Raw genomic sequence first — 14,408 nt, 5'->3', positions numbered from 1 at the left:
GTTGTCATACTTGTTGCTAAAGCATACTAACTATAGTTTGTGAATATATTAGCAAAAATAAATTACAGGTTATCTAGACGAACATGGCTATTTTTAAGATCATCGCGAGTAATCCCCACACCATTATTTACACCATTAAAATGGCGTAGTAATTGGGTAATGGCTTCAATTGATGCCAATAGATCCCCTGTATGCGCAGATTCTGATGATGTATGCATGTTTCGAATCGGATAGCCGATAGAAATCGCAGCACTATCAACACCAGCCAGTGCTGCCGCCATTCCATCTGTTCCCATATCGCGACCAGCAAAATCAAGCTGATAAGGTATTTTCTGTTCACGGCATACACGTTCTAATGTCTGAACTAAAAATTCAGACGCAACGGAGCCACGAGTCATTGTAAAACCCTTGCCCATTTTCAACGGGTTCATATTACGAGCCCCAATTCCGGGAGCTGCTTCGTAATCATGGTTTACATCAGTGGCAATTAAGATGTCAGGTTTAAGTTCACCAACGACTTGAGTTGACCCAAATCGGCCAATTTCTTCATGGGTGGCAATAGTATAAAATACACGGATATTATCTAACTTTTCTTGCGCTAAAATACGAGCTATTTCTGTAACCGAGAAACAACCTAAACCATTATCTAGATATGCACCATAAAAGGTATTGTGGGCAACACCCCGCTTGATTGGGCGATCCAGTAAGATTGGGTCACCGGCTCGTAATCCCAACGCTTCCACTTGAGCTTTACGATCGTCACCGTGAGTATGTAATTCCAAGTAAATTGATTCTGGTTTAATGCCCTGTTCACCAGTCCGTTGCGAAGGCGTAGAAAAATGGATAGCACCGAGAGCTTCTACCGTACAACCTTGAATAACTTTAAAGCTTCCTAGTTTTTCAGGGTTTTGGCAGAACACCTTAACTTCATGCCCTATTAACGTGGTTGGTAAAAATGAATCTGTATTTATCCACACTTTTCCATCACTATCAATTTTTCGTACTTGCATGCGAATTTTATCGGCATGACCAACGATCATGATACTGGTTAGATCATCGCGACCAGGATGAGAATCGAACACGATACTAGCATTAGATTTAAACTGATGAATCCCCCAAGTTTTAGGCATAAACGATTCAAACTCCGGTTTAATTACGCCATAGCTCATCGCTGCTTCAAAACCTATTGGCGACGGAGAAGATAATACCTTTGACATAAAATCAAATTGATTCTGGCTCATAGGCATTAGCCATTTTTGATCTAAGTTAACATCATTAATTTGTGATTTATCAATAACTTTATTACTCATACTCTCTCTTATATCCATCTAAAAATCACTCACAAGCTAATTAGTTATGCTATTCAATTCAAGCTTCAACCAAATAAAACTTCAATTAATCACACAAATATTGATATTTAATATAAAATCGGGAGTCTAGAGCAAGAATGAGGTCACGCTACTTATAAATGAATAAACTCGAATGCCATATTCCAGTTTGAATTCAATAATCACTTTATTATTTATTCTATCAATGACATTTATGATATTTTAGGTAGCAAGGATATAATTTTTGCAAACTCAGTAAACTTGATTACTTTATTGAGCTCAAAAAATGGAAGGACTAGAGTAAAGACATGGCAAGTAAAGATTTTAATAAAGCGGCGCAACTGCTAAAAGCAACCGTTCCGTTGATGATAAAATATCAAACGCCGACTACTCCAAAAAACTATGAGTTATGGTACACCTACGTCGAAAAAACCAAACCAGAATTGAATCGAGAATTGGATAAAATTATTGAACAATATGGTTTTTGCTCTCCTAGCCACACTGAAACACTCTACCAAAACCATATTACCGGCAAGCGCGAATCGAATATTCGAGAGTTAAAATCTAGCCTCGAAGTATTAGTCAATCAAGTCTACCTTTCCATGCAAGATACCTTGTTAGATACTGAGACGTTTGAAAAATCAGTTGAGAGTAACGTTTCCGATTTGGCACAAATAGATAGTGAATCCATCTCCTTCGACGATCTTCTATCGTTGGTACAAAAATTTGTGCAAAATTCAAAAGATGTCGCAAATTCTGCTCAATTTTTTAATAAACAAATGAATACCGCTAGCACTGAGATCACCAACCTAAAAAGAGAACTACAGAGAGTGCAAAACGATGCTCTGCAAGATAGTTTATCTGGCTTGTTCAATCGAGGCGCTTTTGATAAAGATTTACTCAATTATTGTAGCTCGGAACACCACCATCCAGTAAGCTTGATATTGATCGATATCGACAATTTTAAGCATCTTAATGATAGTTATGGTCATGTTTTTGGTGATCTAGTAATAAAAGCTATTGCTAATAAATTACAGACAAATTGCCAAGATGGTTATGCTGCTTATCGGTATGGCGGGGAAGAGTTCGCGTTATTAATGCCTAATACAACAATTGGTGATGCTGAGCGTTTTGCTGAAATTTTACGTCAATCAATTGAGAAAGTTTCAATAAAAAACAAACGTTCTGGTATTCAAGTGGGCAATATATCCGCTTCATTCGGCGTGTCGACACTTATGGCGGGTCAAAGCCCAATATCGATAATAGATTGTGCAGATCAACAACTCTATAAAGCTAAGAACTTAGGCAAAAATAGAGTCGTCTCAGCTGAACTTGAAGACTGCCTATCTGCTGGAACCACCGCTTAATCTAATATAGAAGTTAACTCGCCAATGCAAAAAACCATTAGAACAGCCAAACGTATCGAAAGTGTCATGAATTCCGCATTGTGGCATTTAGGACAACGTGACATGACTGAAAATGAACTATTGGCAAAATTACGCATGAAAACTGATAACCAAGCGTGGATAACAAACACCATTGAAAAGTTGAAAGGTTTTGGCTATTTAAAGTCCGATCAACAGTTTGCAGAACATTTCTGTGAGCGCGCTTTTATGAATGAATATGGCAGTGGCTATATTGTAGAAAAATTAAAAAAGAAAGGGATCACAGAATCAATAATACGCCAAGCTATTGATAAAATTAAACAACAACACCGTATTTGTGAACAACTTTTGCTAAATAATCGTGTTAATAATTACTACCCTACTTTTACTATTAGTAAGGAGCGACTTACCTCCACTCTACAAAAACGAGGATTTAGTTACGCTCAGATAGATAAAGCAATAAAACAACACTCTTGTTATTTACAGCTTAAATCCAACTTGGAGATTAAAGCAGAGAAAATCGATCTTGAACAAGAAATACTAAAGTATCAGCGTAAAGGCAAAGGTGTCTTGTTTATCAAACAAGCCCTCAAACAAAAAAAAGTGAATATCACTGAGTTTGATTCAATACTCGATTCACTAATTCAATCAGAACAAGTGGACTTTTTTGACACCTGTTTACAACAACTAATTAGAAAAAAATACAATATTAATGATCACAAAGAACGAGGAAAAGCTTACGCAATGTTAAGTCGTAAAGGATTTTCCTCCGAACAAATTCAATTCGCTTTTAGTGAAATTGAAAACACTGATAGCCATTAAATTCAATATTGCCAATTAAATAGGCTGGTTCACTCAGTGGGCTTATTTGAAGTCTGTTGTTTCTTCTGATACCAAAAACCCATAAAGCGTTCAGTGATCTCTTGCTCCAGTGAATGAGCTTCTTCAGTAGGACAAAAAATCGTAATTGAAATAACCTGATTACCCACATCCGTAGTATGAATATCAATAAATGGTTCGCTAGAAGTTGCCTCAATTTCCAAACGTTTACTGATCAAATTAGAATACCTCGATGCTACCTCTTGAAAAGGGCTAATCAATGTTTCAATGGTATCCATTATCGATTGCTTCAACTCAAATAAGTTTACTTCATTACCTCTTACAATCGAAAAACTATGCATAACATAACGCCGCATAAAGTTTAAGTTGGTTACCGGTTGAGCAAGTAAAACGCTATTCATTATCGTAATAGACTTACCTGTATAGGCATATCCGTTGTCTAAATCCACCTCTAGTAACCGAAACTTCACCCAATCGACACTCGCTACTTCACCACAATGATCATTAACTTGAATCCAATCTCCGACACGAAAAGGGCGATTGGTCATCCATGCAAAGAAGCCGAGAAAACATTGCAATAACTCTTTTGTTGCAATGACAATTGCAACGGTAAAGGCGGCAACCGAAATCGCAATATTTTGTAATTCAGATAACCAAACCACTGCAATGCCAATAACTAAAATGAGATTACTTACGTTTCTAGCAACACTAATCCAGTTTTTATGTTTCTCCTGCAATGGATAGTTATTATGCCTAATGGCCGCAATCCACAAGTATTTAAATATCAATACGACAGATATTAAAATAAACGTAACAAGCACTTTAGGTGGTATTTGAATCTCAAGCATAAACAATTTAACTCACTAAATAGTAAACGAGTGGAATTTTGAACAATAAAACCTCTAGCCATATGATTTTTAAATACATAAAACCTTACAAACTCAATACCCAGAGGCTTAAGTTACGTTGGGGTTAAACATCTATCGTACAAAGGAAGACGAATTATAGAGACTCTCATCAATAATGTAAGACATTTTCTGTTTAATCAACGAAATAATTTTTATTGAAACAATTAAAAATTGTTATTAAAAATGTAGTAAAAATTACACAAAAATAATTTATGGTTGAGACTAAAATTATTTGTTGTATTTTTGTCAAGATACAAAATACCTTTCATTCTACAGAGCTTGCTTACGCTTTTTGAGGATAGAAAAATGATTGAAACAAAAATTAGAATCGGCGAAAAACGCTTCAACGATAACAAGGTATTTCCACGTGGTTTCGGTAAGTCCGGTGACTTTACGTTAGAAGAAGATTTTTTACTGACGACCTATGGGCAGACATTACTGGCTTTAGAATCAGGTGATATTAAGCCATTAAACGCAGAAGAAAAACACTTTCTAAAAGTGATCAAAAACCCGGTTAAAGCCAAAACTAAATTAGAACGAACTTGGTTGAAATACATTCGACTAGCGAGAAATAGACGAAATTTCTATACATTAACAAGCAATATCAAACATCAACAAAATTTTACAGACAATCTGGTCGGAAGCATAACAAATAATGACAATTCATTAAGCGAAAACCATTTAGAAGCGGCTTATGAATAAACGCAGACAAGCAAAATCAAGATAGTAACTCATGTGTTGCTATCTTGGATCTCGGTTAACACTGCGTTGTTTAGGCTTAGTATTTGAACGTTTTTCAATGATTGTGATAGCTCTCTGTTTTTGTTTAATTGAGATGTCTTCTTTAAACATAACTTTATCTAATAAATTGGTAAGAAATGCTCTTTCCCATAGATTGAAACGTTCAAAATTAAACAAGATAGCATCATTCAATTTCGTGAAAAATTCATGTTCTTTCATAGCCCCTCTTTAAACATTATATATAGTAAGCTCAGCCTAACATGAATACGAGCATATTGATTGAACAATCAGACAACAACGATGCTCGGACAGAAATTTAGAATAAATCTTTACAATCGAATAAATTAGTGTATTCTCCTCGCTACTCTGTTGCTCAGAGTTATTAGTGAAATTTAGTAAAAGTCAAACCTTAGAATATCTGCATAATTGTTGTAATCCTCAGTGTTTCCCTTAACTTCATCATCTTAAATAATTCCAATTATTCATTGTTATGTGATTTTTCAAGCACCTAAAATAACATGAATTGAGCCAAGAACGGATCTGTCTTTAAAATGACAGGAAATTTTATAGTAGTTCAAACGCATAAGAATTTGAGATTGGTTCTCATATACATGCTTTCGCTGCTATTAAATATTAATTTATATCGAAAAACCGAATAAATAGACATTCCAAACTTCTTTGTTTGAATGTGTCATGATTGTTATTCTTATCTCATTATAAATAATAGACCACAAACTAATACTAAGAAGTAAGTATATTAACGATAAGTATGCACTACTCTTTAATTAACAAATATTTAAGGATTTACTATGTCACGATCAATTGGCCGTAAGCGATTTTGGTTCCAACAGTGCCGCGAAACAAACACCGAAAAACTTCACAATAATAGCAAAAGTAAATAATACCAAAGCTGAACGAATTTATAACAAGCCCATCGGTAACTAAATTAGCGAAACAAGCACCACTACTTCAAATTCAATAGTGATATCTATACGTCATATGACAACATGCTATTAGCAATCGAGTGTAAAGGTATATACTCGATACAGAATATCACTATTTTATATAACCAACCGACTACTCTCCTCTATTTACTTCTAACCTCAACTTCTCTTAGCTCAGAATGCTTAAAATGCTAAGTAAGCTCCTCATATTAACCAATAGATAGCCGACGTGACCACCATCTCAAAAAATAAATTAATATACATTAATTCCTAATTTTGTGATCTTGGTTCAATATGCAATTGATCTCTGTTTCATATTTCTGTAAAATTTGGGGTGTAAATCAGGGTATCTTCTACACAGTACATGGAGTACATCGCAGTGAACTTAGAACAAGCCTATTTTTGCAGCGTTGCCCTAGTTAACTTGGTGTTCGCTTTCGCCGGCACACAAATAAAAAAAATAGATAAAAGCTCCCGATCTATCATCTATTTTGTGGTTTCTTTTTTTGCCAATTTTGTAAGTTGGTTCATTTATGTTTTTGAAGTTACTGAATTACTAGAAATTCTTTCTGCAATCACATCAACAACCTTTATATGGGGAATGGTGCTGTTTGCTTGTAGCCGCACGTTAACCCAAACACCATGGGCAATTATCGCTGCTTGTTTTAGCTTAAATTGTGCAGCACAACTCTATTTCATCACTCAAGGTACCCTGATTCAATATCTGCATATCAGCAGCTTATTTGTACCGATCGCTTTTTGGTCAATTAGCTTCATGTTTTTAAAGCTAAAGAAGAACCGTCATCCTTCTGATTATATTATCGCTTACACATATGTTTTAATGGCATTTGTCATTATAGGTCGTTCTGTATTAATGGAAGCATCACCGGAAATATTTGCACGTTCGAGCATGTATTCACAGATTATCTGGCCAGCATTCTCGGCTATTATCGGTGTATTTGTATTGTTAAGTTACACAGAAGAAGCCCAAACGAAGCTCAAAATTGAATCTAACACCGATCAATTAACCAATATATATAATCGTCGTAAGTTTGATACAAAATTAAAGGAACTAGTAGAAGATTTAGCGACAACCAATCAGTTTGGTGCACTAATATACCTTGACCTTGACGGATTTAAACCGATTAATGATCAGTACGGCCATTACATTGGCGATAAGGTTTTAATTGAGCTTGCTGATCGTTTAAATAAGCTGTGCAGGAATGATGACACTGTCGCTAGATTGGGCGGTGATGAATTTGCAGTGTTAGCAACTAATGTGTCTGGTCCCATCGACAATGCAAAACTAACGACCAAACAAATAGCTATTAAGATTCAAAACGTTATTAAACAACCAATTGTAACCCACGGACTTACCTTGCAAGTTGATTGCAGTATTGGTGTTCATGTTATTCAAGCCGATTTACATAGCGCACACTCCGTGTTACTGGCCGCAGATAATGCAATGTATAACTCGAAAAATGTGAAGCGAGGTAGCATCACTTTTTCCGATGAATATTCCAATGCCAAGTACAGTTTGCTAACGATTGGTATCGATGAAATTGATCAAGATCACCAGAAAATTGACCAAATGATTCAATCTATGGTAGATGCCCCACAAAACATCAAAACCGAAATACCGAAACTGATAGAGTTGGTCAGACAACATTTTCAAAACGAAGTAAATGTAAGTAAGCAATTTAAACTTAATATGACAGCTGAACATATCGAGCAACACAAAACCATTTTACAACAACTAGAGTTATGTTTACCTCAAGATGATGAAAGCATCGTGTTAGCTTCACTTACAGAGATCTATAAAAGAATAGAGAATCATGCACTTCAATTTGATTCAACTTTAAACAAAAAATGACGAGCATAGTTACTCTTTAAAATTTGCTTGTATTCTTTGCTTTATATAATCACTCGCTGTTATCGCTTGATACTTTTTGAGTGGCCCTTGGATAAGTTGATCTTTATTAGCTTGACAAAAAAATGCCATACTATAACGAGCCTTTTTGCCTTCTATCTCATTTGGCATTCGCACTCGGTGTAATGTTGACCTCAATTTATCATCACTCCATCTCATCAACATATCGCCAATATTACATGTAATGAGATCGATACGAGGCTCAACATCCGTCCAAGCATTTATGGAATTTGAGCTGGCAGTGTTAAGTGATGTATCTTTACCAGGACAGACCTGAAGGCCTCCTTCGCCATTTTGTTGAAAAACCATTGTTAGACAATCAAAATCCGTATGCGCACCTGCACGCCAAATCCCTTTTGCTGGCGGTTGATTGGTTAGTAATGGTAAATAGTGAATTAGTCGTAAAGTCGATTGATATTGCTGCGACTGTCTATCGTGTGCAGTAGTAAAAAAATCACTATCCATACCCAGTTTTTCAGCGAAACATGACAATATATCCATACCTAACTTCCAAGCTTGCTGCTCCATATGGAGTAAAACCGGTTGAAAAATAGGTAACAACGCTTGATCGGGCCATAACCCTACCATTTTCGGTAGGGTTATTTGATAGGATTCTTTTTCATCTGGTGTTCCCGTTGAAGGGCGAACTTGGCTTTTATACTCCCAACCTGCATTCTCCCCTTCGAGTAAAGACACCGACTCTTTAATCTCCATTTTTTGGCTAAAAAACTGAGCAGATTGAGAAAACGCGTTTTGTATCAGACTAATGGGTATGGCATGATTACTTAATTGAAAGAATCCCACTTTTGTTGCTGCATCCCACAACGCTTCCTTTATCTCCTCTCGGCGATGATCAAAATCACTAAGATCAATAACAGGTATTTCACGATCATTATCAATACCGCCAAAGTCACCAATTGTTGTTTCAAAATTTAGTTCATCAAGTCCATAACTCATAATATCTCCAATTCATTAAATACTAATTGAATGGAGCAATGCCAATCGATCCGATTTGCCGCTTCTACTCCTCTAAAGGTTTATCTAATCATTTCCCGATGCTCCAGCTAAAAAATAATTTTTGAACCACTTTTATGCTTTGGAACAAAAGCAAACTAATAATCGATAATAAGAATAGTGAAGCAAAAGCTTGTGGTATTTTAAAATACGAGGTAGAAAACTGAATAAAATAACCCAGGCCTTTTTCTGCTGCCACAAATTCGGCAATAACCGCACCGATAATCGCTAATGTTATCGCCACCTTCAAACCGCTAAAAATATAAGGAATAGCGTAAGGTAATCGGATTTGCCATATCTCTCTGCTCGGTTTCGCCCGCAACGATTTAGACAACTCAATTAATTCTTTTGGTGTTGCTTCCATGCCAGTCGTTGCCGCGACAACCAGAGGGAAAAAAGTAATTAAAAAAGTAATAGCTAATCTCGGCGCGTCTCCTGTGCCTAATATGACAATCAGTAACGGTGCAATGGCCACAACTGGAGTCGACTGAATAATCACTAATAATGGGTAAATAGTCCGTTTTAAATAATCAGAACGAACCATAGCTATCGCAATAGGAATACTCACAACAATAGCAATAATAAACCCAGCTATAGCAATATGCAGCGTCGCCCATAAATGTCCTAACCAACGAGATAATTCCACACCAACTAAGGCCTCATATATATCGCTTGGAGCTGGAAAAATATAGACCGGAATACTCGCCACAAAACATATCAGCTCCCAAAATGGCAACAATAATGCTAATGTAAGCGCTGGCATATACTTACGTATTGATCTGTTCATATAATCGTCCTACGCAACCGTTTTCAGATGAGAGCTAGAATCACCCATTTTTTTTGGTTGAGGTTGGTAAATGTGTTTACGAATAATCGAGGTATAGTCAGCAAACTTAGGATTATGGATAGTCTCAATATTTCTTGGTCGGTCTAATTCAATATCCAACTCTTCAGCTATAGTTCCCGGTCTTGAACTCATTATTAACACTTTATCCGCGAGCAATACTGCTTCAGAAATCGAGTGAGTAATGAATAGCACTGTTTTTGGTTTCTCTTGCCAAATACGCTGCAACTCAAACCCCATCTCTTCACGACTTAATGCATCTAACGCTGAGAAAGGTTCATCCATAATTAGTATTTCAGGATCAAGCAGTAACGCTCGAGCGATACCGATGCGCTGCTGCATTCCGCCTGACAGTTCGTCGGGTCGTTGAGTAAGAAAGTCACCTAATCCAACCATATTAATCAGCTCTATACCACGAGCTGTGTCTTTCTCACTGACATAATTATATTTGTGCTTAAGAGGAAACAATACGTTATCGAGAATACTGAGCCACGGTAGTAACGTTGGTTTTTGAAAAACAATACCAACATCATCTCTAGGCTCAACAACTTGATGGCCAAAAACAGAGACCTTGCCTTCGGAAGCAGGAATAAGCCCAGACAACAAACGCAACAACGTTGACTTGCCACAACCAGAAGGCCCAACAACAGCGATAAACTGATTCTTATCAATACTAAAATTCACATCTTGCAAAGCGGGAACCGCTTTGCCTTGATCCGTGATGTACGTATGTGAAACTTGTTCGAATTCAACAAATTTGGTCATTACTTAGCCTCCAATACGAAGCCTCGATTAAGTGCGGTTTCTGGATCGAAACTATTTTCATCAATTCCTTGTGCTGCTGACGTCCATTTCCAAGTAGAAGCAAGATGTTTAGGATCGAATTGACCAACACCACTTGCATCACTTATTGGGTTATAAACCAAGTTATGAATCGATGAGATTGTATCTTTTGCTACTTGTACATCGACTTCTGGTACTATTTTATGTATTGATTCTGCACTTTCTGTTGGGTTCGCCCATGTGTATTCAACCGCTTCTGCGTAAGCCGCTAGAAAGCGCTTTGCAACATCGGGACGTTCAGCAAGAAAACGGTCACTTGCAATAACAGCAGTAGCATACTGCTCTAAGCCAGCCTCATGCCAAGGCATTACTTTCAGTGTTTTTCCCGCTTGTTGAGCTTGGCTGATAAGACGGTCTTTACTGGTTAACCATGAGATCACCACATCGGTATTCCCTGTAACTAGCATTGGCCCAAGCGCACCAGGATCGGCTTTAACTAATTGAATATCGTCTTCAGTCAAACCGCTTTGATTAAGAATAAGAGGCAAATATAAGTTTGAAGAAGTAAATGGAGAAGTGGCCACTTTTTTGCCTTTAACATCAGCAAACGAATTTACCGAACCATCGTCGACAATAAAATAAGCGTGTGGAGCTTGACTAAATTGAGAGAAAATAGCAGAGACAGCCACATCATTTGTCGCTTTTGCTACTAATAATGCGGAAATATCAGCAATGCCAACATCAGAAATTCCAGTGGCTAATTTGGTTATAGCTTCGGTTGAACCACGTCCTTGATTGATTGAAACTTCTAAGTCATATTTTTCAAACATGCCTCGATCAATTCCAACATATACCGGCGCTTTGTCTCCGCCTGGTAACCAGTCTAACTGGAAATTGACTTTATCTGCCGCGAAAGATGAAAAGCTTAACGCGGTTAATAGAAAACTTGAGCTTAGAGTCTTTAACATATTGATGATTCCTTTCACAATTTAATATCTAAACATTGGAAAGAACGAATGTGACGCTTGCTCTCACGCCCATCCGGGCTGCACTTGCAGCTTTCTTTCCGGCTGTTGCGAGCAATGTCTCTCTTGATTTAATTCTTGTCCTTGAAATCAAGATACCGCTTCTACTCTGTATTTTTTAATCTGAGGTTGTAATGATTACAGCTTTTTCCATCGTTCAGTATTTGAACAAATAAATAACAATTCATTCACAATGGTAATATTTATTTAGCAAACTGTATGCCATCGTGAAATATCTTGTTTACATCATCGATAGATTCCATCTGTCGTCCGCCACTATTAATAAGCCACGCAATATTATGAATGCGTTTCCGTACTTCATTTTCACTACTCCGATCCAATTAAATAGCTTCATCATCCCTTTAATTTGCACCATAGTAGTGCTACCAAAAATATAACATGCCAATTTAGTGCACTTTAATGCCAATGTATTTCTTCTGTAAATCGGTTGTTAATCGATATAGTGGTCAACGTCAGTGTTCTGATTTCTGTTTGGCTTAGTTATTGCACTAGAACTAACGTTTGTAACATCGATGTTTTAAGTTATTCAGGCATCATTTTTTATTATTTTAATGTGAGTATAAGCGGTCAGGGACTCCCAGGACATTGCTCAAAAAGGAGTCTTATCATGCAATACCTGATTAAAAATGCCGATTCAATCTATGTAAACGAGCCATTAGACCAACAGACAGCAGCAAAAGATATTCGCATTCATGACGAGATTATTTGCGAAATAGGTCAAAACCTTATTCCATCAACTGTAAAGCATGAAACAATTATAGATGCCAAGAATTGTGTGGCTTACCCTGGTTTTGTAAATACCCATCACCATTTAGCGCAATCGATTTTAAAAGGTGTACCCGAAGGATTGAATAAAGGTTTAGGTGATTGGTTAGCAGCGGTTCCCTACCGTTTTTGGCCCAAAATTCCTGCTGAGTTAATGTATTTATCCGCAAAACTCGGTTTTTATGAATTAATCCGGTCTGGTACTACCACCTGCGCAGACCACCATTATTTGTATCATGCTAACGTGTCTAAACAGATCGAAGAAGCGGTATGGCAAGCTGCTGAGGATGTAGGTATTCGCTTTACTTTATGCCGAGGGAGCGCGACTTCAGCCGGTAACCACAAAGGAATGAAAAGCCTAAATTTACAACCAGAGTCGTTAGATTGCGTGATGACTAGAATGACAGAAACCGTTAAACGTCAACATGATTCAAGCCTTTTCTCAATGAAACGACTTTGCGTGGCACCAACTAGTCTCATTCATTCTTCATCAAAAAATGAATTAATTGCTCTGGCAGATTTTGCTCGTCGTCATCAGTTGAAAATGCATTCACACTTATTAGAAGTTGGCTTTGATGAACAGCAAGCACAGCAAAAACATGGATTAAGCGCGGTCGACTACGCTGAAAGCTGTAATTGGTTGGGAGAAGATGTTTGGTTTGCCCATTTGGTTAAAGCCGATGAACAAGCGATACAAACTCTAGCACAAAGCAAAACTGGAATATCGCACTGCCCCACTTCAAACTGTCGACTAGGCAGTGGTATTGCACCAGCTCACCAGATGGATAACGCAGGTATGGTGGTTTCTTTAGGCGTAGATGGCTCTGCTTCAGCCGAATCTGGTTCAATGCTACAAGAGCTCAACTTAGCTTGGCTACTCCAACGCTCGCAACATGGTGCGGAAAGCTTATCTGTAGAAAAAGTAATTAAATGGGGTAGCGAGAATGGAGCAAAAATTCTCGGCCTCAAAACAGGCCAAATTAAAGTCGGTTACGCAGCGGACATCGTTCTTTATCGTATTGATGACTTAAGAGTAAATACTGTTCACGACCGTAGACTGTCCCCTGTAATTTGCGGTGAACCAATGAACGTTCATTTTAGTTTTATCAACGGTAAACTTATTGTAGACAGAGGCGAATTTACTAGTATTGATACAATGGCCTTATCTCACGATTTACAAAACCAGATGAAGCTGTTCCTTTCTACGATTTGCTAAAAATAAGTTTCTGCCGCACAAAACAGAGCACAAACCATAAAGCGTGTGCTCTACTATTTCACTCAAATTGTAGCTTCTACTTAACTCATTGAATTTAAAATAGCTATTTTTTTGCTAGATATTTATTTCCGAAAAAAAAGATCCTTTATTGAAGATTGCCAGATCAAAAGATCATCTTGTTCGCAACAGTAAAATAAAAGTTACATAAATGGGTTGCATTCGAAATACAACGTATATACAATGTATTTAAACAAGATTGGCAATGCATTTAAAGGTGAATAACATGACAGTAAATAATGATTTAAGAGACGCTCTAAAAACTTGGAGAAAAAGTGAACTAACTGAAATGAATGAAGCCCCTCTTTTATTTAGATTAGCGGGATTGGTTGTTCTTTCTGTTTCAACAGTTTTAGCTATCGTTATGTAAATACATATACTCTTGCAAAAGAGCGTCAAAAGAAGAGCCAAGAAAGTGGGCATTGCATGCCTATTTCCTTGGCTCTTTTTGATTGTCAAAACAAAAAACCAAAAGGACACACACCGCAAGAGTTAAAGGGAACAGTTAAAGGGACATACACCTCAAAGTATGAAGAAAGTATGATTTTATTGCTACTTCTTCTAAATTCTATCTACACCCACTAGCCAACCACATTCAATACGATAC

Annotated in this window: 13 protein-coding genes; 6 read left to right on the top strand and 7 right to left on the bottom strand. The window is 37.1% G+C overall.

Annotated features, from left to right (window positions below; translation table 11 throughout):
• Positions 1 to 62: 62 nt before the first annotated feature.
• The gene (locus tag R3X26_RS05250) at positions 63 to 1,310 is read right to left on the bottom strand and encodes a M20/M25/M40 family metallo-hydrolase (protein WP_317716158.1); all 1,248 of its coding nucleotides are present in this window, start codon (positions 1,308 to 1,310) and stop codon (positions 63 to 65) included.
• A 326-nt stretch (positions 1,311 to 1,636) separates the two neighbouring features.
• On the opposite strand from R3X26_RS05250, the gene R3X26_RS05245 reads away from it, so the two are divergent.
• Positions 1,637 to 2,695: a GGDEF domain-containing protein gene (locus R3X26_RS05245; RefSeq protein ID WP_317716157.1), complete on the top strand. Its 1,059-nt coding sequence runs from the start codon at positions 1,637 to 1,639 to the stop codon at positions 2,693 to 2,695.
• A 24-nt stretch (positions 2,696 to 2,719) separates the two neighbouring features.
• Entirely contained in the window at positions 2,720 to 3,535 is an 816-nt protein-coding gene (locus R3X26_RS05240; RefSeq protein WP_317716156.1) for a RecX family transcriptional regulator, read from the top strand.
• Between the two features lie 29 nt (positions 3,536 to 3,564).
• Here R3X26_RS05240 and R3X26_RS05235 read toward each other — a convergent pair whose 3' ends face one another.
• Positions 3,565 to 4,401, bottom strand: a complete 837-nt coding sequence (locus R3X26_RS05235; protein WP_317716155.1) for a mechanosensitive ion channel family protein — start codon at positions 4,399 to 4,401, stop codon at positions 3,565 to 3,567.
• A gap of 366 nt (positions 4,402 to 4,767) precedes the next feature.
• On the opposite strand from R3X26_RS05235, the gene R3X26_RS05230 reads away from it, so the two are divergent.
• Positions 4,768 to 5,163: a DUF413 domain-containing protein gene (locus tag R3X26_RS05230; protein WP_317716154.1), complete on the top strand. Its 396-nt coding sequence runs from the start codon at positions 4,768 to 4,770 to the stop codon at positions 5,161 to 5,163.
• 39 nt (positions 5,164 to 5,202) lie between these two features.
• Here the strand turns inward: R3X26_RS05230 and R3X26_RS05225 are convergent, their stop codons facing one another.
• Positions 5,203 to 5,421, bottom strand: a complete 219-nt coding sequence (locus tag R3X26_RS05225) for a hypothetical protein (RefSeq protein WP_317716153.1) — start codon at positions 5,419 to 5,421, stop codon at positions 5,203 to 5,205.
• Positions 5,422 to 6,525: 1,104 nt separating this feature from the next.
• Here R3X26_RS05225 and R3X26_RS05220 point away from each other — a divergent pair.
• Positions 6,526 to 8,019 carry a diguanylate cyclase domain-containing protein gene (locus tag R3X26_RS05220; protein ID WP_317716152.1) on the top strand — a complete coding sequence of 498 codons (1,494 nt, stop codon included), beginning with the start codon at positions 6,526 to 6,528 and terminating at the stop codon, positions 8,017 to 8,019.
• 9 nt (positions 8,020 to 8,028) lie between these two features.
• Here the strand turns inward: R3X26_RS05220 and R3X26_RS05215 are convergent, their stop codons facing one another.
• The 4 genes from R3X26_RS05215 to R3X26_RS05200 form a co-directional block, all read right to left on the bottom strand.
• Positions 8,029 to 9,033: an isopenicillin N synthase family dioxygenase gene (locus R3X26_RS05215; RefSeq protein ID WP_317716151.1), complete on the bottom strand. Its 1,005-nt coding sequence runs from the start codon at positions 9,031 to 9,033 to the stop codon at positions 8,029 to 8,031.
• Positions 9,034 to 9,121: 88 nt separating this feature from the next.
• Positions 9,122 to 9,877: an ABC transporter permease gene (locus R3X26_RS05210; protein ID WP_317716150.1), complete on the bottom strand. Its 756-nt coding sequence runs from the start codon at positions 9,875 to 9,877 to the stop codon at positions 9,122 to 9,124.
• A gap of 9 nt (positions 9,878 to 9,886) precedes the next feature.
• Positions 9,887 to 10,699, bottom strand: coding sequence for an ABC transporter ATP-binding protein (locus R3X26_RS05205; protein WP_317716149.1), 813 nt, complete (start codon positions 10,697 to 10,699; stop codon positions 9,887 to 9,889).
• Positions 10,699 to 11,685 (bottom strand): ABC transporter substrate-binding protein, encoded by a 987-nt coding sequence (locus R3X26_RS05200; RefSeq protein WP_317716148.1) that lies wholly within the window; start codon positions 11,683 to 11,685, stop codon positions 10,699 to 10,701. Before R3X26_RS05200 ends, R3X26_RS05205 begins: the two co-directional genes overlap by 1 nt.
• A 685-nt stretch (positions 11,686 to 12,370) precedes the next feature.
• Between R3X26_RS05200 and R3X26_RS05195 the strand changes: the two genes are divergently transcribed.
• Both R3X26_RS05195 and R3X26_RS05190 read left to right on the top strand, forming a co-directional pair.
• Complete coding sequence (locus R3X26_RS05195; protein WP_317716147.1) at positions 12,371 to 13,744, top strand: amidohydrolase family protein; 1,374 nt, start codon at positions 12,371 to 12,373, stop codon at positions 13,742 to 13,744.
• 283 nt (positions 13,745 to 14,027) lie between these two features.
• The gene (locus R3X26_RS05190; protein WP_317716146.1) at positions 14,028 to 14,171 is read left to right on the top strand and encodes a hypothetical protein; all 144 of its coding nucleotides are present in this window, start codon (positions 14,028 to 14,030) and stop codon (positions 14,169 to 14,171) included.
• The last annotated feature ends 237 nt before the right edge of the window (positions 14,172 to 14,408 follow it).

The organism is Vibrio sp. TH_r3 (assembly GCF_033101115.1).
Taxonomy (GTDB): Bacteria; Pseudomonadota; Gammaproteobacteria; order Enterobacterales; family Vibrionaceae; genus Vibrio.
This window is presented reverse-complemented; position numbering and strand designations above follow the sequence as displayed.

Coding starts and splice junctions, on each gene's coding strand:
- R3X26_RS05245 (WP_317716157.1), top strand. CDS start 1,637: ATGGCAAGTAAAGATTTTAATAAAGCGGCGCAACTGCTAAAAGCAACC.
- R3X26_RS05215 (WP_317716151.1), bottom strand. CDS start 9,033: ATGAGTTATGGACTTGATGAACTAAATTTTGAAACAACAATTGGTGAC.
- R3X26_RS05195 (WP_317716147.1), top strand. CDS start 12,371: ATGCAATACCTGATTAAAAATGCCGATTCAATCTATGTAAACGAGCCA.
- R3X26_RS05210 (WP_317716150.1), bottom strand. CDS start 9,877: ATGAACAGATCAATACGTAAGTATATGCCAGCGCTTACATTAGCATTA.
- R3X26_RS05200 (WP_317716148.1), bottom strand. CDS start 11,685: ATGTTAAAGACTCTAAGCTCAAGTTTTCTATTAACCGCGTTAAGCTTT.
- R3X26_RS05230 (WP_317716154.1), top strand. CDS start 4,768: ATGATTGAAACAAAAATTAGAATCGGCGAAAAACGCTTCAACGATAAC.
- R3X26_RS05235 (WP_317716155.1), bottom strand. CDS start 4,401: ATGCTTGAGATTCAAATACCACCTAAAGTGCTTGTTACGTTTATTTTA.
- R3X26_RS05205 (WP_317716149.1), bottom strand. CDS start 10,699: ATGACCAAATTTGTTGAATTCGAACAAGTTTCACATACGTACATCACG.
- R3X26_RS05240 (WP_317716156.1), top strand. CDS start 2,720: ATGCAAAAAACCATTAGAACAGCCAAACGTATCGAAAGTGTCATGAAT.
- R3X26_RS05225 (WP_317716153.1), bottom strand. CDS start 5,421: ATGAAAGAACATGAATTTTTCACGAAATTGAATGATGCTATCTTGTTT.
- R3X26_RS05190 (WP_317716146.1), top strand. CDS start 14,028: ATGACAGTAAATAATGATTTAAGAGACGCTCTAAAAACTTGGAGAAAA.
- R3X26_RS05250 (WP_317716158.1), bottom strand. CDS start 1,310: ATGAGTAATAAAGTTATTGATAAATCACAAATTAATGATGTTAACTTA.